Genomic DNA, 25,774 nt, shown 5'->3' on the forward strand with positions numbered 1-25,774 from the left:
TTGATCATGGCTAACACACTGCTCAGCATTCAGGTAATTCCCAAGACACCGAACAACGAGGATTCCATCCCTTACGTGGACAAGGCTATAGAGGTCATTCAAAAGTCAGGCGTGAAGCATCAGGTGAATCCGCTGGAGACTACAATGGAAGGCGAGCTGTCCGAGCTGCTGGATATTGTGCGTGACATGCATGAGGCGCTGATCGCTTCCGGCAGTCCTAGTGTCATCTCACAGATCAAGATCGCCCATAATCCGGGCGGCATCAGCATGGATAAGCTGACGGAGAAATACCGGCCGTGAGAAGCACCTGGAAGCTAGTGTGGCCGCCCTTTGTGGCGGTCCTCTTTTTTGTCGGGATATGGCAGCTATCGGTCATGCTGTTCGACATCCCGGCTTACCAGTTGCCCAGCCCGTCGGATATCGCGCGTGAATCGAAGAACAACGCCTCCGGGATCTGGGAGCACACCGCCGCCACGCTGCGGCTGACCCTGATCGGCTTCCCGGTCGGCACAGGCATCGGCCTGCTCACCGCCTTGCTGCTGCATCTGCTGCCCTGGGTCAAGCGAGCGATCTATCCGCTGCTGATCCTCAGCCAGAATGTGCCCTCCATTGCGCTGGCCCCGCTGCTGATTATCTGGTTCGGGTTCGGCCTGCTGCCCAAAATCATCCTGATCACCCTCGTCTGCTTCTTCCCCGTAGCTGTTGCAGCCATGGGCGGACTGGCCCAAAGCGACCGGGTGATGATGAATTATATGAAGATGGCCGGTGCGGGCAAGTGGCAGATCTTCACCCGGCTGGAGCTTCCCGGCTCCTTGCCCTCCCTGTTCTCCGGGCTCAAAATCTCCGCCACCTATGCGGTGATGGGCGCAGTGGTGGCCGAATGGATCGGCGCCGACAAAGGGATCGGCTACTATATGCTGCTGCAGAAGGCCTCTTACCGGGCGGACCGGATGTTCGTGGCCATCGCCATTATCGTGCTGCTGAGTCTCGTATTATTCGCGCTCATTGCCCTGCTGGAGAGATGGCTGGTGCGCTGGAAGCCGCGCAAGGAAGCTTAACGTGTACGGAAGAATCATCCAAAACAGAAGTAACCATAATGAACTGAAGGAGGCTGGGCGAAGTGTCTGAGCTTACGAGGATTGAACTGGAGAAGGCGGACGTAGATGGACGCCTGGGTACACGGAGTGTGCCGCCTGCGCTCGAAGTCAGCGGCATCAGCAAGTCGTTCCAGCACCGCCGCCGGGAGACGCAGGTGCTGGATCAGGTGTCCCTGACCGTGGAGCCGCAGGAATTCGTCTCCATTGTCGGCCCGTCCGGCTGCGGGAAAAGCACGCTGTTCCATATCATCGGCGGCCTTACGCTGCCGGATACCGGAACGGTGAGCATGAACGGCATCCCGGTGACCGGGCAGCGCGGCAAGATCAGCTATATGCCGCAGCAGCCCGCGCTGTTCCCGTGGCGCAGCACACTGGATAACGTCCTGCTTGGCGGCGAGCTGCAAGGCGCCCCGCAGCGGGAGGCCCGCGAGGCTGCGCGCCACTGGCTGGCGAAGATCGGCCTCGGCGGCTTCGAGCGGGCCTACCCGCACATGCTCTCCGGCGGCATGCAGCAGCGGGCCGCCTTCCTGCGGGCCATGCTCGCGCCGCAGGAGCTGATGCTGCTCGATGAGCCGTTCAGCGCGCTAGATGCGCTGACCCGCGAGCAGATGCAGCGCTGGCTGCTGGAGCTGTGGGAGGAGAACCGCCGCTCCGTACTGTTCATCACCCATAACATCGAAGAGGCGCTGCTGCTCTCCACCCGCATCTACGTCTTCTCCGGGCGTCCCGGCTCCGTCCTCCACACCGTGGAGGTCCCGTTCCCGCGCCCTCGCCGCGAAGAGATCGCCGATTCGCCGGAGTTCCTCCGGATGCGGCGCCAGCTCTCAGAGTGGATGCGCGAGGAGCAGGCGAAGAGCCAGAGCTAAGGGGCAAGCTGCTGCGAAGGTGAAATTGCAGGAACGATCGAGCTCCTCGCTGTGCCTAACAACAGTCTTCGTGACTCGGCACTGCCTTGTCAGTAGCGGTATAACTCTTACTGATTGTATTTACTGCAATAGAATCTGCAATATTCCAGGCGAAATTCACTTCTGCTGTATTTTATACAGCAGATTTTTGTTTGTTTGCCCCAAAACACCACTTTCGCAGATTTCTGCTGTACGAAGGAGTCAATTTCATAATTCAATTTGTTAAATAGCAAGATTAGGCCAAAATCTAAGGTCACATTTTTAAAAAATCAGGCGATTTGCTGGGAATTCCTCAACTGCTGGTTCAATTTGTCTAACGCAAACTTACTCAAATTGTACGCGAGCGTACTGAGCTGGAAATCGACACTTGCCCGGACACCGCGGTGGCGTGTGCGCTTCATCCCGAAATACTCTTTGAGATAGGCAAACACACGCTCCACGGCCGTACGCTTCTTGTACAGTGTTGTAAAACTTTCGCTCCCTCTGGCGGGATAGGTGTGTAAACGCAAATCCGTTTGGATTCGAATTTTAAACACTTTTTGGCATTCGGTACCGGAAAGCGCACAGCCTTTGCATTCACTAGGCCGGGTGTACTTCAGGGTCTCATATTTGGCATCAAAACTGTCGTAACGGTACGCATGCCCTTGAGCGCACACTGGCGTGTAATCGAGATTCATTCCCGCAGGCGGGTCTTTGTGGTGAATCAGGGAAATCGCAGGATAGGCGCCGAGCGAATGAATCAACTGGTAGATCGCCGCGCAATCGTACCCCTTGTCGCCCAAGATATGCTTGACCTTTAGCATCGGAAACTTCAGGAGCAGGCCTTTGAGAAGGACGACCGCCATACGCTGGTCATTCGGATTGGCCGAACTAAAGAGGCCGCTGAGGATATACTGGCTGTCCGTGTCGACCAGCAGATTCGCCTTGAACCCGTAATAGCTGGTCATTCGGCCCTTCGTATTTTTCTTGTCACAACGCGCAGCATGCCGGGGCAACGCGGTCAGTAGTTCATCGTACGGGTACGGCAACATCGCTTCAATGGTTTTCTGGAACGGTCCGAGACTTTGTTCATAGGCTTCCATTTCCTCGCGCCGACGTTCCTTTTCCGCCTGGGATGGACGGCCGGGCTTGCTATATCTGGGTTTCTTCAGCGGCTCGTTCGCCACCTTAGGCTCAGGCTCGGGATGTTCGAGCTGAATTTGCTCGGCCACCGAAGCTTCGCCTTTCTTTTGCCCCCGGCGAGCCGCACGACGCTTGGAGGCCGATTCGCTAAATTGGCAATCCCAAGCCTCGACCATGGATGAATCCACAGCCAGATGGGTTCCGCTCACAAAGCCTTCTTCTAGGGCAGACGTGACTAGGCGATCCTGAAGTTGTTCCAGCATTCCCGTTTGCTCCAGCGCATGAATCAAACGGGAATAGGAGGCCTGACTTGGAATGTTATCCGAGCCGGTGAACCGGCACTGGACTCGAAATTCGTTGCTATGATTCAGTCGCCGGACCAGGGCAGAGACAAACTCGATGTTCTCCATTTTTGCAATCAGCAGCGAGTAGATCATGGCAGGTACATTTAATTTTTCAGGCCGTCCGCGATGGTTCTTTTTCCCTAGTGCGAACAGAACTGGAGCTAAATGTAAGTGTTCAAAGATTTGGCTGTATTTATCTTCTGGACTCATTTGGAGCAATTCCTCGAAGGAAAACAGTTCTTCTTGTCGAATAGAATAGATGGGGATTACCTCTTTTCTTCTCGGGTGTTGGTTTCGTCGCCTATAACTTCGAGAATTTGGGGAGGTACTCCTTTTTCTATGCTCAAAAAAACCAGGTATAGCAAGGGTTTTGAATTATGAAATTGTCTCCGAAGTGCATTAGATTCAAATTCGCGGCATATTTAGGGAGCATCTGTTGTAGAAAATACAATGGGCTAGAACAAACTCAGGTGGTGTAATGTAAGTTGCGAACCACTTCACCCGTGTAGTTGTAGTCTGTGCAATTAAAAACAGTAAAAAGGATCGCTCGTCTCCTATAACTGTAGTCAGTACAACTAAATCTGCCCGAATGAGTGATATCAAGCTATAAAAAGCAGGTTAGTTGTACGAAATGCAGCTATAGGGATCATTAATGATCTATCAGACGATTTAGTTGTATGGAGTGCAATTAAGTATACCGCATGTACTGGTACCCCTTAGGCCCCGCCACTACTCAAACCCGCTCATCCGCACACCCATCTGACCATCCATCATCCATACATACATCTCGCACCCAGTATACTCACCGGCACTTGTTGCACTACTTCACTTACTGCACTCACTACACTACTTGCACTCATGGCACTACCCTCACTTACCTTCACTTACCCGCCCGTCCTACATCCAGCCCTTGTCCTCCGCCAGCCGCACGGCTTCGATCCGGGTCTTGACCGCAAGCTTGCTGAGGATCTCCGAGATGTAGTTGCGGACCGTGCCATAGGAGAGGTGGAGCGCCGCGGCGATCTCTCCGGCGCTGCGACCCGCGGCGGCCAGCTTCAGAATCTCCCGCTCCCGGTCCGAGAGCGGGTTCTCTTCGCGCAGGCTGCCGAACACCAGCTCAGGCGAGACCTCGCGCCCCCCGGCCATCACACGGCGGATGGCATCCGCCAGCTTATCCACCGGCTCATCCTTCAGCAGATATCCCTGGATTCCGGCCTTCACCCCGCGCTCGAAATAGCCGGGACGGGCGAAGGTGGTCAGGATAATAATCCGGGTGGCGCAGCCCCGCGATTTCAGTATCTCAGCCACCTCCAGGCCGCTCATCAGCGGCATCTCAATATCCATTAGACACACATCCGGCTGGACACGTTCGATCAGGGCCAGCGCCTCCGCCCCGTCCCCGGCTTCACCCGCCACCTCAATATCCTCCTCCAGATCAAGCAGCGATGCCATCGCACCGCGCAGCAGCCGCTGATCCTCGGCAATTATGATCCTGATCATGCCGTTTCCCCATCCTTTCCATCCTTAACTACTCTTGGTGTGACCACTCTCAGCATGGTTCCCCCGCCGGGCCTTGGAGCAAGCGTCAGCGAGCCGTCAATCAGGGCCAGCCGCTCGCCCATCCCCTTCATGCCGTTGCCGTCCCGGCGCTCCGTCCCCTCCGAACTGCTGGCATCTACCCCTATGCCGTTATCCTCCAGCGTAATCTGTACCTCCCCGGGTGTCATTACGATGCTAATCCGGCACTGGTCCGCACGGCTATGCTTGACGATATTGGTGATTCCCTCTTTGATGCACAGGCTGAGAATACTCTGCGTCAGACCGGACACGCCCGGCAGCGCCGCATCTCCCTCTACCTCTAGCGCGATCTCCGCACTGCGCAGCATCTCCGCAGCCTCGGCCAGCTCTTCGGCGACTGAGACCGCCCGCATCTCCGAGACCAGCTCGCGGACCTGGCGCAGCGCGGCCCGCGAGGTCCGCTGGATCTCACGGGCCTCCACCTGCGCCCGCTCGGGATTCTTGACGACCAGCCGCTCGACAAGCTGGCTCTTCAGCGTAATCAGCGACAGCGTGTGTCCCATCGTATCATGCAGATCACGGGCGATCCGTACCCGCTCCTCGCGCTTGACCATTTCCTTGATCCGCTCATTGGCCTGGTCCAGCTCCTTCTCCAGCACCCGCCGCCGGTTAATCGAGCGGATGCCGAAGGGAGTCACCAGCATCATCATCAGAAAAGGCAGCATGAACAGAATGTCCATGCTCTGATACTGTACCAGGGACAGCAGGAACATCGAGGCCAGCATCGCCGTAAATATCGTCAAGGCCCGCCCAAAGTTGCGTGAATCGGTATACCAGCCGATGAAGTTGCTGGTGAAGAAAGCCATATATAAGTTGAAGGGGCTATACCCTATAAATAACACCACAATAATCAACATTTGCAGTCCCAGCCAGGCCGAGTAGGGCTTGCCCTCCGTCCAGTAGAGCTGACGGTACGTAACCAGGAACAGCAGGACCAGCGCATAACCCGCCATCAGCCTGAGCCCGCTATACCCCTGAAGGTTAAGAATCGGAAACACCAGATAGATCAGCCAGATATAGGGGAAGAAGCCAAATCTTTTGGGAAAGACCCGGAACTGCTTAAGAGCCATTGTACATTACACCGCTTCCTGTTTTTTTCGGATATAGACCGATAATAACATAAACACGGCCAGGTAACCGAGCAGCAGCAGCACTGCCCTCCACTGCGGGGACTCTCCCGCTACAATCGCCCAGGCTCCATTTCCGTAATTGTAAGACGGCAGCCAGTGCCCGATCTTCTGCATCAGCTTAGGCATAATCTCCAGAGGCATCCACATGCCCCCGGCCACCGCCAGCCCCATATAGAGCACATTGCTCACCCCGCTGGCCGTATCCACCCGCTTCATGGACCCGATAATTGTACCCAGCGCGAGAAAAGGCAGCGAGCCCGCAAGCAGCCACAGTCCGCTAAGCAGCCACTCCGAAGCAGTCAGCGATACCCCGTTAATCAGATATCCGGCTGAGAAAATACACAGAATCGAGAACAGATGCATGATGCTCTGACCGAACATTTTGCCGAAAAAATATACCGAGGACGGCAGCGGAGTAATGCGGATAAACGTATTCCATCCCTGCGTCTGCTCCTGCACCAGCCGGATGCCAAGCGTCATAATCGCCGAGCCCATCACGCTGAAGGCCGCCATCGACATCAGATAATGCGCCTGCCACTGCTTCGTATCGTCCGTCCCCGTATTCACCACCCGCGTGAAGATGAAGTAGAACATAATCGGCATGAGCAGCGACCAGAATACATAATAGGGATTGCGGATAATCCGCAGCAGCTCTGCCTTGCACTGGGCTATCATAGGGTTCATCATACTGCCGCCTCCTCTTGATTCAGGGTCAATTGCTCGAACGCTTCATCCAGCTTCCCCTGGTCGATCCGTACATCCTGCACGGCCAGCCCGTTCACGAAAATAGCCCGCAGCGCCTCATCCGTATTCCCTGTCGTCACATGCAGTCGTCCATCCTTCTCGTAGCAGCCTTCCACGGCTGGCAGCTCCAGCAATTGACTGCGCAGCAGCGCCGGGTCGCCGGACGCCAGGAAGGACAGCGACTTCTTGACCAGTCTCGCCTTAATCTCGTCCGGGCTTCCGTCCGCCGCCAGCACTCCCCGGTTGAACAGCAGAATCCGGTCCGCGATATCCTCCGCCTCCTGCAGATAATGGGTGCTGAACAGAATCGTCTTGCCCTGATCGGCCAGTCCCCGCACCCTCTCCCAGAAATGCCGCCGCGCTGTTGTATCCAACCCCACCGTCGGCTCGTCAAAAAACAGCAGATCCGGGTTGCCCGCCAGCGCCAGCGCGAAGCTGAGGCTGCGCTTTTGCCCGCCGGAGAGCTTCTCCGCATAGCGGTTCAGATCCGCCGCCTGGAGCCCCGCCGCCTGGAGCCCCGTCGCCTGAAGCAGCACCTCCATCTCCATCGGCTGCGGATAATAGCTGCGGATCAGAGCCAGAAGCTCCCGGACCTTCAGCCGGTCCATGACACTGACCTCCTGGAGCATGGCTCCGGTCCGCTGCTTCACCCTGACGTCTGCCGGCTTAAGACCGAACACCTTCACGCTGCCCTCCGAGGGCTCAAGCAAGCCCAGCAGCATCGCCAGTGTGGTGGTTTTGCCAGCTCCGTTAGGGCCAAGCACCGCTGTGATCGAGCCGCGGCTAATCGTGAAGCTCACCTGCTTCACCGCTTGCTTCTCCTGGAAGCTGCGACTGACATTGTTCATTTCAATGACATGTTCCATCGTGTATCCCTCCGTGTCCTTCTGCCTTCTTGGCTATATTGCTATAGTACCGGAGACCGGAGAGAAGCATCAGTATGGACTGTCATCGATTCAAAGTGACAACTGTCACCCGGCAACAAGTGGAAACGGCTTTACCGTCCTTTTAAGGACGGTACCGTTTCAGCGAGAAATAGAAGGATAATTTATCATGTGAAACATATAAGTTCTTATATTTAAATAAAGCGCTCCTGTCCACGATTCCGTTATCGTAGCAGGAGCGCCTCCGTGTGCATATTATTCAAACCTCAATTGCCCAATCGCCTGTTCCAGCATGTCGTTCAGCGTCTGTCCTCCGGGAGTTGCGCTTACCCAATGAAAAACCGCTGTGCGTATCGCTGCCATGAGCAGCGCGGCTAATAAGTCCGGGTAAAGGTCGAGCTTCACATCCTTGTGTGTACGTTCCGCGATCACCCTGGCGAGCTCCCGCTCAATCTCGATCTCCACCTTCCGTGTTGCGCCGAACAATGCCGGATCATCACGGAGAAGGACGATGCGTGCATACCACTGCCGGTCTGTCGTCTCGGCGAATCCCTCAAGCACAGCGGCGCGGATGGAGTCCTGCAGCGGTTCATCTGACGGACGGCTGGCAAGGGTAGCCGCTATCCGCTCGGAACGCTGATAAGCATTGCCAACCATTGCGGCCTCTTTGGAGGCAAAATAGTTATTGAATGTCCGCATGGAAACATTGGCGGCTGCGGCTATATCCTCCACACGGACCTGACTGGCCCCTCTCTCCATGGCTAGACTACACGCTACATCGCTTAGCGTCCGCCTGGTCTCTTCTTTCTTTCGTTCTCTCAAGCCCGGTTTCTCAGTCGTCATGGCACTCTATGGCTCCAATCCTTATATGTAGTCAAAGATCTGCGGTGCTGAAAGGACAGCACCACAGATCCGGCCTTAATCCTGTAAAATCGCTTACTGCGCCGGTTGTAGCTGAATGTTATAATCGAGCACCTCATCCAGCCAGTCAAACATCACCTGGTAGCTGAGCGGCAGATTGTTCAGCTGGCAGTGCAGGTCGGCACCATCCTCTTCCGTCCCCTTAAATATCGCGTTCTTCTCATTCGGAGCCTTTTCGAAAGTGTCTACCGCCTGCCGCTGCATCTCAGGATGCTCCGCTTCCGAATACATGGAGAGCAGGGGACATTTGACGTCCTTCGGATCAACCTCCATCACTTCTCCGGCTGAACCATGCCACCCTGCTATGCTGTCCAAGCCATGGGACCAGGCCAATCCGGCGAACAGGACCTGGCCGGTGTAGGGCATCTTTTTGCTCGCTTCCGCCGCTTCCTCTGCAGTGCCCCGCAGGAATGAAGGCATCCCGCGTTCAATGAAGGTCGCCATGGAGTACACCGGTGAGTTCGGTACTGCCGCTGCGAAGCGGTCATCACAGCTTGCATGCACCATTGTCTTGGCTCCGCCATAGCTCATGCCGCTGACCACCAGCCGCTTAGGGTCTACATCCGGGCGGGCCAGAACGAAATCTGTAGTGGCTCTGTAGACATTATACAGCTCCTCGCGCGGGAAGTTCTTGGCCGTTGCCTCAGGCTCGTAGAACCGGACACATACATCATAAGGAAGATCTACGATCAGCGCGTTATATCCCCGGTCAATAGCCGCTTGCCCTCCGAGAAAATAGGTGTCTTCCTTGTGCGTCTCCCCGCCGTTATGAAAGATAATCGTTGGCTTAGGCGCATTACCGTGCTCCGCCTTCAGAAAGCATCCCGGGAACTTATACCCCTTGTATTCCACCTCGACCCACTCGTGGGGAATCTGCTCAGACTTCGCATCAAGCGCCTTGCGGAAGCATTCCACACTTTTGCCGTGATACCGCGCAAAATCAGGCTCATCCGGAAAAGCCCCGTAGAAGGCTGCCCGGTAATACGAGTGGGCACGGATGAAGGCCTCACCGGCGCTGATGAGATGCCCTTTCTTCAGGCTTCGCTCTGCATTGGCCTCAATTTTAACAGCTTCCTTCTCGAATTCAGTCTTCCAGCTGGTTAAAGAGTTCGGATCGATGTTCCGTGCAAGCTTGAATACTTCCCCCTGTGACACACCGCCGCAGTGTACGAATGACAGCAGCCACTGGAACGTGAATTCAATATCATCGCGCTCGAAGAATACCTTGTGCGTCAATCGTGCAGCCACCTTTGTCTCTTGCCCATCTACCTGTACCATACCATTCTCCTCCTTCTCCGATCTATCCTTTCAAGATCATCCACAGCAGACACAGCCGCGAAGCGGAAGAGGGAATTAGGCTACGGCGCGATTCCGGGCCCGGGTGTTGGCGTCCAGCGAAATCCAACCTCTAACCAGATTTTAGCACTTTCCATATTTATGCGCAACACGCAATATTTCTCGTTAAGCAACATTTCCTTCTCGCGGCTTCGCGCTGGCACATTGCGATTGTATTCGGTTTTCCGCGTACATTTGGTCCACGCGCCTCAGCAGTTGCACATTGTATGTTGTTTTCGGCATACATTCGCCTCGCTCACCCCCGCAGTTGCACATTGTATGTTGTTTTCCACATACATTCGCCTCGCTCATCCCCGCAGTTGCACATTGTATGTTGTTTTCCACATAGCATTCGCCTCGCTCATCCCTACATTTGCACATTATATGTTGTTTTCGGCATACATTCGCCTCGCTCACCCCTGCAGTTGCACATTGTGTGTTGTTATCCACATACATTTACCCCGCTCACCCTTGCAGTTGCACATTGTATGTTGTTTTCGGCATACATTTACCCCGATATCCCCGCATTAGCACATCATGCGACGTTCTGCCTATCTCTGACCACTTTTGATGGTTTTCACTCTCACCAACCGCTTGTCTGGAGCAACATTGTTGCAGTTTTTGCAGGATTTCTCCAGACATGCGGTGCGACCCCCTTATCCCGGAGTCCTCCATATAAAATCAGCACTTGTCGTACATATGCTCTTTATTTCGCTTTTTCTCTCGGCCAGAAGAAGCGGGAGCGGTCTTCTAGAGTCTGGACCCACTCCGCAAAGGTAGCTGGCGGCATGTTCCGAAGGCTCGTATGCATTCTGCGATTGTTGTAAAAGTCCATGTACCGGTCCACTGCTTCATAGGCCTCTTCGAACGTGTCGAAGGCCTCTTTGCGGAACAAATCCCGATCAATATTACTGTGGAACGATTCAATAAAAGCATTGAAATCCGGCGTTCGAGGCGGAATACGTTCATGGGTCATTTCCCAGCTTTCACACATGTCGCCAAACAGGTGGCTGACGAACTGTGGACCGTTGTCGGTGCGGATCACCGGGCGTGCGCTGTCAGGGGCGCAGTGTTGCTCCATGGCGCGTCCCAGCGTCTGGCAGGCGTGCTTGGCCTCACACGACGATCCTCGGTGGTAGCCGACGATAACACGGGTAAACACATCGATAATGCTCAGGACAAAGAAATGCCGGTCACGGCCCGCCACGTACCCGTACTTAATGTCCATCTGCCAGAGCTGGCCCGCCCCGGTAATGACTCGGTTCTCCGGCAGCTTCCGGGGGTGCTTAAAGCGCTTGTGGCGCTGCGGCTGCAGGATATCCAGCGCCTGACACAGCCGATAGCTTTTCTTGTGATTGAGCCTCAGCCCGTGCTGGTTCCATAAGCACTTGGCCAGAAGTTTGTATCCGTACACATGCTCTTCTCCAGTGATTAATTCCAGCAGCCATTCCTGGATTTCCTCGTCGCTAATCTTCTCTCCAGACTCGGTCAGGGAATAGCCGGGTACGGGTCTTCCGCGCCCCTGGGATACGGCCTGTGCAACCTGCTTCTTGCGTTTCTTACGGTCGTAATACGTAGACTCTGCTAGCCCCACGAGACGTAGTACCAACGCTGCGGTATTCCCCTGCTTAATGAACATGTCGGCTACCTCGATTTTTTCGGATAAGCAGGGGTTGGCTTTTTTAGCAGTTCACGTAGAATCTCGATCTCTAACTCCTTTTCGCCGAGGATCTTGACGGCCTTCTCGTATTTCTGCTCCACTTCCAGGAGGCGCTTCAGTTCCTCCACCTGCTCCTGGGGATACGGATGATCTTGTTCCCCATGGGTCTCTCGGTAGTCCCTCACCCACTGATTCACCGTCGATGGGGTCACCCCATACTTTCGGGCAACCACCGCTGCCTTAATGCCTGACAACACCTCTTGCGCAGCCTTCTCTCTTGTTCCTGTTAAGTGTCCCATACCGTTCATCCTCCTCCTATATCTAGTCTACATTTTTGTGGGGGAGGACTCCAACTTCTTTAGGGGGCTGTGGAGCATGTTACTGGCTGCGGCGCAATGTTGCAGGATTTGCAGGAATTTTGGTGTTTTGAGCAAGTTAGCGCTGGCATAGTTGCATTTCGTGCAGGATTTCTGCATAGGCCGCTTATATTGGGCAGCATTGTTGCATTTCTTGCAGGAAATTTCAATATTTGTTACTGGCTGTGGAGTATTGAGCCTGCGTACCCTCGCGCCAGCCTACTGTATTCGGTTATCCGCGTACATTCGGCCCGTGCGCCTCCAATCCAAAAAAAGCCTCCCCCGCGACCACGGGGAAGGCTCACCAAATCTCTACCGCTGCATGAATCCCTTGCTAAGCAGGAATTCCTTCATGTGTAGCCGGGCAGGCTGAGCCAGCCGGCCCGCCATCATCTCCGACCAGGAGGCTGCGCTCTGGCCGCCGGTACGCTCGCGCATATAGTCGCTGGAGATCGCGTCGTACACGCGGACCTGTTCCACTGCGGCTTCGGCATTGTAGCCGTTATGATGTAGCACCGCTGCCTGCGGCAGGCGCGGGCGGATGCCGTTCACGGCGGCCGGATACCCGAGGCACATGCCGAAGACCGGATAGACCAGCTCCGGCAGGCCGAGGAGCTCAGATACCGCGGCGATCTCATTGCGGATGCCGCCGATATAAACAATGCCGAGGCCCAGCGATTCAGCGGCAACCGCCGCATTCTGCGCGGCCAGCGCCACATCGACCGTAGCCACGATCAGATTCTCAGCCGTGTCCTCGTAGGACCGCTTCCCCTGCAAATGCGGAGCAGATGCTTCCCGCAGACGGTACAGGTCCGCACACCAGACCAGGAACACCGGACACTGCTCGATGTACGCCTGATTGCCCGACAGTGCGGACAACCGTGCCTTAAGCGCAGGCTCAGTTACAGCAATAACCGTGTACGCCTGGACATTGCTGGAGGTCGAAGCCATCTGCCCCGCTCCAATCACGGCTGCCAGCAGCTCGTCACTGACCGGCTTGTCCTGGTACTGGCGGACAGAGGTATGACGGTTCAACAGCTCAAGGGTTTCATTCGTGGGTTTCATTATCGTCCCGCCTTTCTTAACTCCTATATAAGCCTATTATGATCCCATTTCGCGGCTCAGACAACAAACGGGGCTTTCCTTTTCCTACTTTTCCTACTCTTCCTACTCTTCCTCCCATTCCTCCCCCTCTACCACCCGTTCCCGCGCTTCACCTCCTGGACAATCGCCCGGATTCCCTCATCAATCTGCGTAAGCCCCGCCCGGGAAATACTGATGCGCAGGAATTTGTCGCGGGTCTGGTAACCCGGCAGATAGAAGCCGTTCCCCGCCACCACGCGGATCTTCCGCCCTGCCAGGCGCTTGACCAGACGCTCCAGGTTGACGGTGAGCGGCAGCTTGAACTGGATATAGATGCCGGAGCTGTCCGCAGAGGCTTCGATGAAGCCGTCCGTATTATGCCGCGCGAGTGCTTCGTATACCGCACGGATTTTTTTGGCGTACATGGCTTTGATCTTGTGCCTGTGATGCCCGTACATCCCGTTCTTGATGTATACCTCAAGCGCAGCCTGCGACAGCAGCGAGGTATCGGTGTAGCCTTTATAGGAGCGGAAGGCCTCCAGCAGCGGCTGCGGCACCACCACCGCACCAAGCCGGAGGCCCGGAAAGATGATTTTGGAGAAGCTTTTGAGATAAATGACATGGGAGGTCTGGTCATACGCATAGATCGGGTCATAACGCCGTCCGATCCCCAGATCCGCCATATAATCATCCTCGGCGATGTAGACATCGTATTTGGCTGCCAGTCCGGCAATGGCCTTGCGCTCCTCTGTGCTGTACGTTGTCCCGAGCGGATTGTGATATCTGGGCATCGTATAAAAAAATTTGAATCGCCCGCTGGCGAACCGCTCCTCCAGCTCCTGCAGGTTAATGCCCGCCGCCGAACGCCCGATTCCGCTCACCGGCAGCCCCTCAGCCTCCAAATACCGCAAAAAAATATCGTACCCCGGCTGTTCCACCAGAATCTCCGTCCTGCCGCTGGGAAAAGGCATTCTGGCCAGTATTTCCAGCGCCTGCTGAATCCCTGAGGTAATCAGGATCGACTCCGCCTTGGCGAACACCTGATACTCTGCCAGATGCGACACCAGGGTGCGCCGCAGCGTCTCCAGCCCCAGGGCATCGCCATAGGTGAACAGATGGTATTTGTACTGGTCAATCGCCTTATTGAGACAATGCTGGAAGTCCAGGTACGGAAAGACGTTCAGATCCGGCGAGGCCGAAGCAAAATCAACCGTCCCTTCACTCTCCGCCGCTGCCGAATCCGCACTCTTGTCTACCATGTAATAGCCGCTCTGCGGAATAGAGTAGATCGTATGCGTCCGCTCCAGCTCCCCGTAAGCCTTCAGAATGGTACTGACGCTACAGCCGTAGATTGCTGAAGCACTGCGCACAGACGGCAGTTTATCCCCCGGGCGGTACTGCCCTTCCTTCATCTGCCGCTCAAGCTCTGTAATCACCTGATGATACTTGTTCATCGCCCGCCTCCGTTCGCCGTCATTACCACGCTATGCTGTGTATTCTATCCTATTATTCTTCCCTTATTATATAGGGATCGCAGCAGACTGTACCGGTACAGTTGAGGAAAGCTTGTGTTGTTGGTGTATGCCTTTTCCTTTAATTTTAAAGTAATAGATCGAATGTTTACAGCATCCAATCTTCACTAACCTACAAGGAGATGTACCCATGCACAAACAAGGACTCAAGCTGGCCTACAGCTTCGCCGTACTCAATGCGGTCATTATCGGCTTCTCCTTCCTGTTCACCAAAGTAGCTCTCGTTCACGCCGGGCCGCTCGACACGCTGACCTTCCGGTTCGCTGCCTCTTTTGCCGTCATGTCGGTTCCGGTCGCCCTCGGCTGGGTCAAGGTATCCTACCGGGGCAAGCCGATGGGCCGGGCACTGCTGCTCGCCGCAATGTATCCGCTCGGCTTCTTCACCCTGCAGGTCTTCGGACTTCAGCGCGCCACCTCAGCCGAGGGAGGCATCCTCTATTCGTTCACTCCGGTGGTGACGATGATCATCGCCGCGATTGTCCTGAAGGAGAAGACCACCCTGCTGCAAAAGCTGTGCATCTTCCTCTCGGTATTCGGCGTGGTATTCATCTTCGTCATGAAGGGAAGCGGCATTCAGCTGTCGAATATGACCGGGATTGTGCTGCTGTTCATGACTTGTCTCGCTTTTGCCGGATACAGCGTGCTGGCCCGCTCCCTCTCCAGCCACTTCAGCCCCGCTGAGCTCAGCTACCTGATGATGGGGGTCGGCTTCGCCACCTTCCTGATCATCTCGCTTACCGGACATACAGTCAGCGGGACGCTTGGGGATTTCCTGAATCCGCTGGGAAGCGCAACGTTTGTCCTGTCCGCCGTATATCTGGGGGTGATCGCCTCGCTGGTCACAACTCTGACTTCAACCTATATTTTATCCAAAATCGAGGCCTCTCTCATGAGTGTGTTCACCAATCTATCCACCATCGTATCTATTGCAGCCGGAGCAATCTTCCTGGGTGAGCAGATCACGGTCTATCACTGGATCGGATCCTTCCTGATCATCGCCGGGGTCATTGGCACGAACCTGCTTGGCCGGAAAAAGACCGCTGCGGCTTCCGCATCAACCGGCGAATAGAGCTGAATTAACAGCATTTGTGTATCGATTCAGCTTCTTCGATAAAAAAAAAGAATCGCCGGCAGATGCACACCGGCGATTCTTTGAGTTGCTGCCTTCGTTCCGTCCGTCCGGATGACTCCGGCTGCGGCAGGCCGCATGATTCTTACAGCTTGACGCGCTGTAACCGCAGCGCGTTCAGTACCACAGATACCGAGCTGAAGGCCATCGCAGCTCCGGCCAGCCAAGGGGCCAGGAAGCCGAGCGCCGCAATCGGGATGCCGAGCGTATTGTAGGCAAGCGCCCAGAACAGATTCTGCCTGATATTGCGCATGGTCTTGCGGCTCATCAGGATCGCATCCGGGATACTCATCAGATCGCCGCGCATCAGCGTAATATCCGCCGCCTCCATCGCCACATCCGTGCCGGTGCCAATCGCCATGCCCGTATCCGCGGTCGCCAGCGCCGGAGCATCGTTGATGCCGTCACCGACCATTGCTACCTTGACTCCACCGCTCTGGAGCCTGCGGATCTCTTCCGCCTTGCCCTCAGGCAGCACCTCCGCCAGCACCGTGCGGATGCCCGCCTGATCCGCAATCGCCTGGGCCGTAAGCTTGTTGTCTCCGGTAATCATGACAACCTCAATGCCCATGGCCTGCAGCCGGGCTACCGCCTCGCGGGAGGTCTCCTTAATCGTGTCAGCCACGGCAATCACTCCCGCTACCGCATCATCGACGGCTACCAGCATCGCTGTTTTGCCTTCCTGCTCCAGCTTGGTCATGATTCCTGTCCACGGTCCGATATCCAGTCCGTTCTCCACCATCATCCGCCGTGTGCCTACGCTTACCTTCTGGCCGTCCACTACCGCCGACACCCCGCGCCCCGGTACCGCCTCGAACTGGCCCGCAGGCGGCAGGTCGATTCCTCTGCCCTGTGCACCAGCCACTATGGCCTCCGCCAGCGGATGCTCCGAGAGCTTCTCCGCAGCCGCTGTAATCGACAGCAGACGATTCTCGGCAAGCACCCTGCCTTGTGTCTCATTTCCGGCAGTCGCTACGATATCGGTCAGCACCGGCTTGCCGTTGGTCACGGTCCCGGTCTTATCCACGACCACTACCTTCACGCCCTGCGCAGCTTCCAGATGCTCCCCGCCCTTGAACAGGATGCCGAACTCGGCGGCCCGGCCGGACCCGGCCATAATCGAGGTTGGTGTCGCCAGTCCCAGAGCGCATGGACAGGCGATGACAAGCACCGCAATGGCTTTTTCCAGGGCCTCCGCGAACTGCCCCGGCGCTCCCCAGATATACCAGACCCCGAAGGTTACAATAGCAATACCGACCACAATCGGCACGAAGATCCCGGAGATGACATCGGCAATCCGCTGGATCGGCGCCTTCGAGCCCTGCGCTTCCTCCACGACTCTGATGATCTGTGCCAGTGCCGTATCACGGCCGACCTTGCGGGCTTTGACCCGCAGCATGCCGTTCTTGTTCAGCGTAGCTCCGATAACGGAATCCCCCGGCTTCTTCTCTACCGGGATACTCTCGCCCGTGAGCATAGATTCATCGACGGAGGACAGCCCCTCCACGACTTCACCGTCTACAGGCACCTTGGTGCCCGGCTTCACCAGCACAATATCGCCGATCACTACATCCTCGACGGGAATACTTAGCTCTGCACCGTCCCGCAGCACCAGTGCAGTCTTGGCCTGCAGCCCCATCAGGCTGCGGATCGCATCCGATGAACGGCCCTTGGCCAGCGCCTCGAACCACTTGCCTACGAGAATTAACGTGATCAGCACCGCACTGGTCTCGAAATACAGCTCCACAGTATGGTGCATCCCGCTCATTTTCAGCGAATCAATCGTCAGATACAAGCTGTAAAAATACGCCGCCGAGGTGCCCAGCACCACCAGCACATCCATGTTGGCACTGCCGTTCTTCAGCGCCTTATAGGCACTGACATAGAACTGCCAGCCGATCACGAACTGAACCGGGGTCGCCAGCACAAGCTGGAACCAGGGATTCATGAATAGCTCAGGCGTCCAGATCCAGGTTGTGAACGAGAAGTGGCCCGCCATAGCCCAGAGCAGCGGTAGGGACAACAACGCGGAGATCATCCACTTATTCCGCTTGCATGTAATCTCTTCACTGCGCTGCTCCGCGATATCCTTCCGGTCCTGCTTAAGCGCCGCCTTATAGCCGATGCTGCTCACCTTATCCATAATCTCGGCTGTACTGACATTGCCCGGCGAATATTCCACATGAGCAGTCTCCAGCGCCAGGTTCACATTCACGGCCGCAATCCCCGGCATCCGTCCCAGCACCTTCTCAATACGAGCCGAGCAGGCAGCACAGGTCATGCCGGTAATATCGAAATCCGCCGACTCCTTCAGCGTATCATAACCCAGAGAGCGGATCTTCTCCTCCATTTGCGCCACATCTGCAACTGCCGGATCGAAGCCCACTGTAGCCTGCTCCAGCGCCAGATTGACATTCGCCCGGGATACCCCCTCCATGCGGGACAAGCCCTTCTCAATCCGCGTCGCACAAGCAGAGCAGGTCATGCCGGTAATTTGCAGCGTGGTCTGCTGCGGGGCGGACTCTGCACTCTTTTCCATTCTTAAGCACCTCCACATACCCCCAAGGGGTATATTTATTTTGAAAAGAAAAGGCATTGGCGCCCGGCCCTGTACCCCAGGGTTCCCTGCTCCAAGCCCTTATATTACAACGATTAGCTTACACTACGTCGTAGCCCTGATCTTCAATAGCAGCCTTGATCTTATCCAGGCTTACCGTATTCTCATCGAATTCAACCGCCACCGTCTTCGCCGGCAGATCCACCTTCGCCGCAGCGCCTACGCCGCTAACAGCCTTCTCTACAGCACTTACACAATGACCGCAGGACATTCCTTCAACATTCAGTGTTACGTTCGACATTTCAATAACCTCCCAATGTTATTTAGCATTTGCTTAATTGAAAGCGAATGCTTGGTCTTTCGGCTCCTCATATGCCTGAAGAGTTTGATCTTGAGAAAATAACAATAGATGATAGTAACGGAGGGGAATTTTGAAACTGCAGGAGCGCCAGCGACCGTCTTTGTCCACGGATTTCTACCGCTACGGCGGTATCAATCATGAAATCTGTGGACAACAGCGGCCGAAAGTTCTAAATTCACCGCAGTTACGGTCCTCATCATTGAATTTAGACATTCAAACTCTCCAGGCCCCATCTTTATTTCATCAGCTTGTTCACCGTGACCAGCAGCTCGTCAATCACCTCATGCTCACCGGCTTCGATCCGTTCGATAATACAGCTCTTCATATGGCCTTCAAGCAGCAGCTTGCCGACACTGTTCAGGGCCGCCTGCACCGCCGCCAGCTGATTCAGCACATCATCGCAGTAGGTATCGCGTTCAATCATGCCTTTCACACCGCGGATCTGCCCTTCAATCCGGTTCAGCCGGGTTGTCAGCCCATTCTTGAATTCCGGCGAGTGATGACTCTTGCGGCCGCCGGAGGCAGAAGAATGGCACGTTTCACCGCGCTCCTGTCCGCCAGGGTCCTTCTCATTTGTAGACACAGGAATCAGCCTCCTTATGTACCAATATAATATACCCCCCATGGGTATGTCAAGACCTTAGCAGACAAGCCCCCTCCGCCCCTCCTTCAGATACTTTGCCCTATTGCAGCTGGAATAAAGGACCGGCCGATAAGGAATACCAAGTACACGCATGCAAGTTCCCAAGCAGCTCCCAACCCGTCTGTCCTCCTGAAAAAAACAATTGCCACCCTATTCAAATTTGAATATAATGAAATTCCATTGAATTTTAAACATAAAGGAGCTTAACATGCACACCAAAGAAAGTAATCTCAAGCTAGTCATTGTCGGACTGCTGCTCGGCATTCTGATGTCGGCCATGGATAATACCATTGTTGCCGCAGCTATGGGCACGATTGTGTCCGATCTTGGAGGACTGGATAAAATCGTCTGGGTCACCTCTGCTTATATGGTCATGGTTATGGCCGGCACCCCGATCTTCGGCAAATTGTCCGATATGTACGGGCGCAAGCGGTTTTTCATCTTCGGGCTTATCGTGTTCCTGATTGGCTCCGCCCTGTGCGGAACATCGGCGAGCATTACCCAGCTCAGTATTTACCGTGCGATTCAAGGGATTGGCGGCGGTGCACTGATGCCGATTGCCTTCACGATTGTCTTCGACATCTTCCCGCCTGAGAAAAGAGGCAAGCTTACCGGACTGTTCGGCGCTGTCTTCGGGATCTCCAGTGTGATTGGGCCTCTGCTTGGTGCTTATATCACCGAATATATGAGCTGGCACTGGATTTTCTATATTAACCTGCCCATCGGGATTGTCTCGTTCTTCCTTATTATGACCTCCTACAAGGAATCCATCTCGCATTCCAAGCAGCGGATTGACTGGGGCGGCGCTTTCACCCTGGTGGCAGGGATTATCTGCCTGATGTTCGCCCTGGAGCTTGGCGGCAACCAGTATGCCTGGGATTCTCTGGTCATTCTCGGCTTGTTCGCTGCGTTCGCCGTGCTTCTGATCGCCTTCATTGTCATTGAAAAATTCGCGGCAGAGCCGGTCATCTCCTTCGCCATGTTCCGGAAGCGCCTGTTCGCAACCAGCAGTATCCTGGGGCTGTTCTATGGTTCGGCATTCATCGTAGCAACGGTATATATCCCGATCTACGTTCAGGGGGTATACGGCGGCTCGGCCACCAACTCCGGCCTGATTCTGATGCCGATGATGATCGGTACCGTAATTGGCAGCCAGTCCGGCGGCCTGCTTACCACTAAAACGAGCTTCCGCAACATCATGCTGCTGTCGGCAGTCTGCTTCGTGGGCGGGATCTACTCCCTCAGCACCTTGACCCCGGAGACCTCCCGGATGGCGCTTAATGCCTTCATGGCCCTGACCGGCTTCGGAGTCGGCTTCTCCTTCTCCGTGCTCAGCCTGTCTTCGATCCAGCATTTCGACATGCGCCAGCGCGGCTCGGCAACGTCCACCAGTACCTTCATGCGCTCGCTCGGGATGACGCTGGGGATAACGATCTTCGGCATCATCCAGCGTAACCACTTCGCCTCTGAGCTTAGTACAGCCTTCGGCGACAGCGGTCAGGCCGCTTCCTTCGGCGACCCGCGTTCCGCGTTGACGCCTGAGGCCAGAGCACAGATTCCGCCGCCTGTCCTGGAGAAGATTACGAATTCACTGTCTTCGTCGATCTCGCATACCTTCTTGTGGGCCATCGTTCCGGCGGTGCTTACGGTGGTCTTCGTCCTGCTGATGCCGAAGGACCGTCTGCTGCCGCAGGGCAGCCAGCACGGTGCAAATCAAGGTCAGCGGTAAGCCCATGCCGATGAAGCTGCTGATTCTGGGACTTCTGCTGGAGCGGGATATGCATCCCTACGAGATTACCCTGGTCATGAAGGAACGCTCCATGGATCAAGTCATCAAGCTGCAGACCGGTTCCTTATATTATGCCGTCGACAAGCTGGCCGCAGGCGGTCATATCGAGGCGGTGGAGATCATTCACAGCCCGGACCGGCCGGATAAGACCATCTACCGCATTACGGATAAAGGCAAGGAATTGATGGAGCAGCTCATTCTCCAGCAGATTAAAAAAAGTGATCCGCCGTATCATCCTCTATATATGGCCCTTGCCCTCGCGCGTCATATCGACCAGGGCAAGGTGGCGAAGCTGCTGGAGGAACGCATCCGGGAGGCGGAGCATCAGGTGAATTATGCCTATCAAGTATACGAGGAGCATATCTCCATCGTGCCCCGCTCAGTGCTGCATATGATGTACGGCAGATATGAGCATAGCCAGACCGAGCTGAAATGGCTAAAGCGCCTGTATGAGGATGTGGCCGCCCGTAGCATGAATGATATCGGAAGACCGATTATCACAGACGAATAGAAGTAGTTAGCCGATGGAATTGTTTAGGGAAGACCATATGTGTTTATTAGCAAGTGGAAACGGCTTTACTGTCCTTTTAAAGGGCGGTACCGTTTCAGCGGGAAATAGAAGGATAAGTTATAGTGTGAAACATAAAAAATTTTATATTTGAAGCAAACCGTTGGCGAGCGGGTTGGGCATCCGGCTGTACTACAGTTTCAATTCGTGCGGTGTGCCGGCCCCGCCTGGCGGATACTCTGGAAAGGGAAGTGAAGCTGCGATGAGCGATGACAAAAAGCCGATCAGAGACGAGCGTGACCACCCGGAGCAATACCCTACGGACAAGCCCAGCCTGTTCGATGTAGATGAGAGCCAGCAGCATGTAGACCCGATACCCGTAGAGGACCTGACACTCGAGAAAGAGGAAGAGAAGGATAAAGAGACCACGAAACACCGCTCCTCCAGCGACAAGAGATACCACACCGGGTTCTGAAGGTGTATGCTTTTCCGGTAACCTAACCGGAGCATGCTCAAGCTGAATATGATGGAGGGATCACATTGCTGAATGCGTTACCCCTTAACCGGCGCGGCATACCTGCCAGCCGTATCGCCCTGGGCTGCATGGGGCTGGGCGGCGGCTGGGACCGTGAACCGGTCACGGCTGCGAATATGAAGCAGGGGCATGAGGCGCTGGATGCGGCGCTGTCTATAGGTATTAATTTTTTTGACCATGCGGATATCTATACCCGGGGCAAGGCAGAGAAGGTGTTCGGGCAGATCTTCAAGGAGCGGCCGGGGCTGCGCGGGGACATCCTGCTCCAGTCGAAATGCGGCATCAAGCTGATGGAGCCAGGCGATATCTCCAATAGCTTCGACCTCTCCAGGGAGCACATTCTGTCCAGCGTCGATGGAACTCTCGCACGGCTGGGCACAGAGTATATTGATATTCTGCTGCTGCACCGCCCCGACCCGTTAATGGACCCTGAAGAAGTGGCGGAAGCACTCCATCAGCTCAAGGCCTCCGGCAAGGTGCGCCACTTCGGCGTCTCCAACATGAGCGCCGCCCAGATCCAGCTGTTACAGACTTATTGCGACGAGCCGTTCATTGTCAACCAGCTGCATATGAGCCTGTCCCGGATCAGTTGGGTTGACGCCGTACTCAGCGTGAACCGCGACCCGTGGAAGGACATTACATTCCCGGAGGGCACCATGGAGTATTGCCGTGCCGGGAACATCCAGCTTCAGGCCTGGGGCCCCCTGGCCCAGGGACTCTTCAGCGGACGGCCGCTTGAAGGCCAGCCGGAGAATGTTGTGAATACAGCAGCCATGGTACAGAGACTTGCTGACGGGAAGGGCACAACGCCCGAGGCTATCGTGCTGGCTTGGCTGATGACCCATCCCGCAGCTATTCAGCCCGTCATCGGCACCGTGAATCCGCAGCGGATCGCCGCCTGTGCGGGCGTAGACCAGCTGGAGCTGTCCCGCAAGGAATGGTATGAGCTGTACGTCACCTCGCGCGGGGAGAAGCTTCCTTAAGGGTGTAGTTTGCTGGAGATCCGGATTATTGGACAGGTACACTGAAATTGAACAGGTGCATCGGAGAGGGTACTATCCTTTTATGGACAGTACCTTCTTTGCCGTGGAATACACTAAACCCCATCGTTTAGCCAACTGGTGCCTATCCCTCACCGTCGGATTGTGTTGCGGCCAACACCTTGTATCCTCTGCTTTCTCCAGATTCAGGAGCATTAGTGCTCCTCATTTTCGCGTATCGCCCGCTTTCGCCAGATTCAGGAGCACTAGTGCTCCTCATTTCCGCGTATCGCCCACTTTCACCGGATTCAGGTGCACTAGTGCTCTTCACTACTCTCCCTACCTCCCCATGCTCACCCCTCTCGCCGTTCTCTATAAAGAACATTTGTGAAAAACAGCGATATCCTCAGGTACAACGAGATATCCCATACATTTCGTACTTTATTGCGAACATTCCGCTGAAAATAACATTTTTCTTTTCTGAGCAGCGCGGTGTATGATTTGCTTACGAAATCGTTCTTTATTAAGAACGAATATAACGAATTATTCATTAGCAACTCGAGAGGGGGCTTAGCTATGTACCCCAGATCTGCCAAGCGGCGCAAACGGAAAACGAAGAAGCTCGGCCTGCGGATTCTGCAATCGGGTATGGCCGTATCTGTGCTCCTGATGTATACCTCAGGCCAGATCGGCAGCACCTACGGAGAGTTCAACACCTCCCAGGAACAGATCAGCTCCATCGGGCTGTGCTCGGTTTTCCCGGGTCAGATTGAGCAGTTGTTGTCGGAATTCAGCGGGCATCTAAACACCGTCATAGAGCTTAAAGCTTCCCTTGGCAGCCATAGCATCAGTGGAGTGTATAACACCTCAGTCGCTGCCGGAGAGCTGTCGCTGGCAGAGCTGGATCAGGCTGCGGACGAACTCTCGTCTGAGCTCACTCAAGCTGGCAGCGAGATCGACCTGCTGGAGAAGCAGCTGAGCTTCAACGGAACGGTCTGGCAACACATTCTGCAGGAAATTGGCAATGCAGCGGCCATTCTGCACAAGCTTGGAGGATATATGGTGAATCTCGACCCTAACTGTCTGGAAATCCGTGACGCCCAGTTCTTCGACAAGCTTCAAGAGAGTCTTCATCAAAGCGGGATTCTGTCGGAATCGCTGGCAGAGACATTAAGCGGAATTGTGCAGTATCTTGGCTCGATTCATGATATCGGCGGATCCTTGCCCACCGGCAATCCGGACCGCGTCTTGCTCCGGCAGGATGACTACAGCTTCCCTGCTGAAGAGCCTATCCTCTCATTCGTAACCAGCGCCTACCAGGCAGATTCGCAGGTATCCCCCGCGCTGCTGGCCACGTATGAGCAGTTGAATACCGAATTAACGGCATCCAAGGATACCCTGTCCTCCACCATCCATACCTTACAGGAGCGGCTCACAGAAATCGCTGAAGCCAAAACAACCCTTGAGGACAAGGCGAAGGCACAGCAAGAGGAAGAGGAACGCCTGGCGCTTGAAAAGGCCGAGAAAGCCAGAACGGAGGAAGCCGAACGGCTCGCCATAGAGAAACAGAAGGCTGCTGACGAAGCGCTGAAGCTGGAGCTTGAACAAGAACCAGCCGGGAACCAGCCGGCCGCAACCAGTCTTCCTGACAAAAGCCAGCCGGCAGAGGAGCCTGCTCCCGCAGCGCCTGTAGGGGACAATCCAGCCCCCACAGCTTCAGCAGCAGCAGAGGTTATTCCCACTGCCACTCCGGCGCCGGGGCTTCTTTTACCGGAAGCAACTCCAGATCTACTACCCGGCAGCGTAATTCCGGGCACTGTAATGGACGGCGCGCAGCCTGCTCCTACAGCTACACCGGCTCCACAATCCGACACCAGCAAAGGCGGCGAATAAGATGCGCATCCGAAAAATAGCCAATACGATAATTTCCACTCTGATTCTTATAGTGTTCCTGGTGCTGATCACAGCCGTTGTCATCTCCAAAGCCTCCGGCGGCGAGCCCTCCTTCTTCGGCTACCAGATCAAGACGGTATTATCCGGCTCCATGGAGCCCGGCATCCAGACCGGTTCCATTGTGGCCATTAAGCCGGGCGGGGACATGACCCGGTTCCAGAAGGGCGATGTGATCACTTTTCTGAATCCCGATAATATCCTGATTACCCACCGCGTGGTCGATGCCGAGCTGAACAGTGCTCTGGGGGAAGCCAGCTACACCACCAAGGGCGACAATAATGATTCTGCCGACACCGCAGCCGTTAGTTCCACAAATGTGGTAGGTGAGTACACCGGCGTAACTATCCCCTATGTGGGCTATGCCATGAGCTTCGCAGTCTCCAAAGCCGGAAGCGTAGTGCTGATGATTATTCCCGGACTACTCCTGCTGCTCTACGCGCTGTATTCTTCCTGGAAGGCCGTTGCGGCACTGGAAAAGAAGAACGTCTCGTCTTCCGCAACCAGCGGCGGCGGGCCGGATACTCTGACTGACCTCGTACAATGATCGATTGTCCTCTCCCGTTTACGAAACGCGGAGCCACAATACAGCTTGCCGGAAGCACCGGCTATGCACAAAGCAGACTCATAA

At 55.4% G+C, this 25,774-nt stretch carries 24 protein-coding genes; 10 read left to right on the forward strand and 14 right to left on the reverse strand.

The features are described 5' to 3' along the window. The first annotated feature begins 6 nt into the window (after positions 1-6). From MKY96_RS26750 to MKY96_RS26760, 3 genes are all read left to right on the forward strand, one after another. Positions 7-300 carry a thiamine-binding protein gene (locus tag MKY96_RS26750; RefSeq protein ID WP_209994420.1) on the forward strand — a complete coding sequence of 98 codons (294 nt, stop codon included), beginning with the start codon at positions 7-9 and terminating at the stop codon, positions 298-300. Beyond that, entirely contained in the window at positions 297-1,058 is a 762-nt protein-coding gene (locus MKY96_RS26755) for an ABC transporter permease (RefSeq protein ID WP_340945142.1), read from the forward strand. Before MKY96_RS26750 ends, MKY96_RS26755 begins: the two co-directional genes overlap by 4 nt. A gap of 80 nt (positions 1,059-1,138) precedes the next feature. Next, positions 1,139-1,963, forward strand: a complete 825-nt coding sequence (locus MKY96_RS26760; RefSeq protein ID WP_340946769.1) for an ABC transporter ATP-binding protein — start codon at positions 1,139-1,141, stop codon at positions 1,961-1,963. A gap of 308 nt (positions 1,964-2,271) precedes the next feature. On the opposite strand, the gene MKY96_RS26765 is transcribed toward MKY96_RS26760, so the two are convergent. The 11 genes from MKY96_RS26765 to MKY96_RS26815 form a co-directional block, all read right to left on the reverse strand. Then, positions 2,272-3,678 (reverse strand): transposase, encoded by a 1,407-nt coding sequence (locus tag MKY96_RS26765; RefSeq protein ID WP_340938816.1) that lies wholly within the window; start codon positions 3,676-3,678, stop codon positions 2,272-2,274. Positions 3,679-4,365: 687 nt separating this feature from the next. After that, entirely contained in the window at positions 4,366-4,968 is a 603-nt protein-coding gene (locus MKY96_RS26770; protein WP_340945144.1) for a response regulator transcription factor, read from the reverse strand. Further along, positions 4,965-6,116 (reverse strand): sensor histidine kinase, encoded by a 1,152-nt coding sequence (locus tag MKY96_RS26775; protein WP_340945146.1) that lies wholly within the window; start codon positions 6,114-6,116, stop codon positions 4,965-4,967. The genes MKY96_RS26770 and MKY96_RS26775 overlap by 4 nt, the downstream gene beginning before the upstream one ends. Before the next feature lie 6 nt (positions 6,117-6,122). Further along, positions 6,123-6,860, reverse strand: a complete 738-nt coding sequence (locus MKY96_RS26780; RefSeq protein WP_340946770.1) for an ABC transporter permease — start codon at positions 6,858-6,860, stop codon at positions 6,123-6,125. Further along, positions 6,860-7,786 (reverse strand): ABC transporter ATP-binding protein, encoded by a 927-nt coding sequence (locus MKY96_RS26785; protein ID WP_340945147.1) that lies wholly within the window; start codon positions 7,784-7,786, stop codon positions 6,860-6,862. The genes MKY96_RS26780 and MKY96_RS26785 overlap by 1 nt, the downstream gene beginning before the upstream one ends. Positions 7,787-8,059: 273 nt before the next feature. Next, the gene (locus MKY96_RS26790; protein ID WP_340945148.1) at positions 8,060-8,647 is read right to left on the reverse strand and encodes a TetR/AcrR family transcriptional regulator; all 588 of its coding nucleotides are present in this window, start codon (positions 8,645-8,647) and stop codon (positions 8,060-8,062) included. A gap of 93 nt (positions 8,648-8,740) precedes the next feature. Further along, positions 8,741-10,003, reverse strand: a complete 1,263-nt coding sequence (locus MKY96_RS26795; protein WP_340945150.1) for an alpha/beta hydrolase family protein — start codon at positions 10,001-10,003, stop codon at positions 8,741-8,743. A gap of 763 nt (positions 10,004-10,766) precedes the next feature. Continuing rightward, positions 10,767-11,699 carry an IS3 family transposase gene (locus tag MKY96_RS26800; RefSeq protein WP_340940700.1) on the reverse strand — a complete coding sequence of 311 codons (933 nt, stop codon included), beginning with the start codon at positions 11,697-11,699 and terminating at the stop codon, positions 10,767-10,769. A 5-nt stretch (positions 11,700-11,704) separates the two neighbouring features. Beyond that, positions 11,705-12,019, reverse strand: coding sequence for a helix-turn-helix domain-containing protein (locus MKY96_RS26805; RefSeq protein WP_340940699.1), 315 nt, complete (start codon positions 12,017-12,019; stop codon positions 11,705-11,707). 369 nt (positions 12,020-12,388) lie between these two features. Then, on the reverse strand, positions 12,389-13,141 hold the full coding sequence (gene nfsA / locus MKY96_RS26810) for an oxygen-insensitive NADPH nitroreductase (protein ID WP_340945152.1): 753 nt from the start codon (positions 13,139-13,141) through the stop codon (positions 12,389-12,391). A 128-nt stretch (positions 13,142-13,269) separates the two neighbouring features. Beyond that, a complete protein-coding gene (locus MKY96_RS26815) occupies positions 13,270-14,613 on the reverse strand; it encodes an aminotransferase-like domain-containing protein (protein ID WP_340945154.1) in 1,344 nt (447 codons plus the stop codon). Positions 14,614-14,821: 208 nt separating this feature from the next. Between MKY96_RS26815 and MKY96_RS26820 the strand changes: the two genes are divergently transcribed. Beyond that, positions 14,822-15,760, forward strand: a complete 939-nt coding sequence (locus MKY96_RS26820) for a DMT family transporter (protein ID WP_340945156.1) — start codon at positions 14,822-14,824, stop codon at positions 15,758-15,760. A gap of 145 nt (positions 15,761-15,905) precedes the next feature. Here the strand turns inward: MKY96_RS26820 and MKY96_RS26825 are convergent, their stop codons facing one another. The 3 genes from MKY96_RS26825 to MKY96_RS26835 all read right to left on the reverse strand — a co-directional run bounded on the left by MKY96_RS26825 (position 15,906) and on the right by MKY96_RS26835 (position 19,321). Beyond that, complete coding sequence (locus tag MKY96_RS26825) at positions 15,906-18,359, reverse strand: heavy metal translocating P-type ATPase (RefSeq protein ID WP_340945157.1); 2,454 nt, start codon at positions 18,357-18,359, stop codon at positions 15,906-15,908. A 118-nt stretch (positions 18,360-18,477) separates the two neighbouring features. Continuing rightward, positions 18,478-18,678 carry a copper ion binding protein gene (locus MKY96_RS26830; protein ID WP_036732845.1) on the reverse strand — a complete coding sequence of 67 codons (201 nt, stop codon included), beginning with the start codon at positions 18,676-18,678 and terminating at the stop codon, positions 18,478-18,480. 295 nt (positions 18,679-18,973) lie between these two features. Beyond that, positions 18,974-19,321 (reverse strand): metal-sensitive transcriptional regulator, encoded by a 348-nt coding sequence (locus tag MKY96_RS26835; RefSeq protein ID WP_340945159.1) that lies wholly within the window; start codon positions 19,319-19,321, stop codon positions 18,974-18,976. Between the two features lie 268 nt (positions 19,322-19,589). Here MKY96_RS26835 and MKY96_RS26840 point away from each other — a divergent pair, with 268 nt between their 5' ends. The 6 genes from MKY96_RS26840 to sipW all read left to right on the forward strand — a co-directional run bounded on the left by MKY96_RS26840 (position 19,590) and on the right by sipW (position 25,690). After that, a complete protein-coding gene (locus tag MKY96_RS26840; RefSeq protein WP_340945161.1) occupies positions 19,590-21,110 on the forward strand; it encodes an MDR family MFS transporter in 1,521 nt (506 codons plus the stop codon). Then, complete coding sequence (locus MKY96_RS26845; RefSeq protein WP_445671499.1) at positions 21,088-21,681, forward strand: PadR family transcriptional regulator; 594 nt, start codon at positions 21,088-21,090, stop codon at positions 21,679-21,681. Before MKY96_RS26840 ends, MKY96_RS26845 begins: the two co-directional genes overlap by 23 nt. 259 nt (positions 21,682-21,940) lie before the next feature. After that, entirely contained in the window at positions 21,941-22,153 is a 213-nt protein-coding gene (locus MKY96_RS26850) for a hypothetical protein (RefSeq protein WP_036699028.1), read from the forward strand. Between the two features lie 65 nt (positions 22,154-22,218). After that, positions 22,219-23,196: an aldo/keto reductase gene (locus tag MKY96_RS26855; RefSeq protein WP_340945168.1), complete on the forward strand. Its 978-nt coding sequence runs from the start codon at positions 22,219-22,221 to the stop codon at positions 23,194-23,196. Between the two features lie 573 nt (positions 23,197-23,769). Beyond that, positions 23,770-25,086, forward strand: coding sequence for a hypothetical protein (locus MKY96_RS26860; RefSeq protein WP_340945171.1), 1,317 nt, complete (start codon positions 23,770-23,772; stop codon positions 25,084-25,086). 1 nt (position 25,087) lies between these two features. Continuing rightward, positions 25,088-25,690 (forward strand): signal peptidase I SipW, encoded by a 603-nt coding sequence (gene sipW, locus MKY96_RS26865; protein WP_340945173.1) that lies wholly within the window; start codon positions 25,088-25,090, stop codon positions 25,688-25,690. Positions 25,691-25,774 lie beyond the last annotated feature (84 nt).

Origin of the sequence: Paenibacillus sp. FSL R7-0302 (assembly GCF_038006885.1) — a bacterium.
Classification (GTDB): Bacteria; Bacillota; Bacilli; order Paenibacillales; family Paenibacillaceae; genus Paenibacillus_AQ.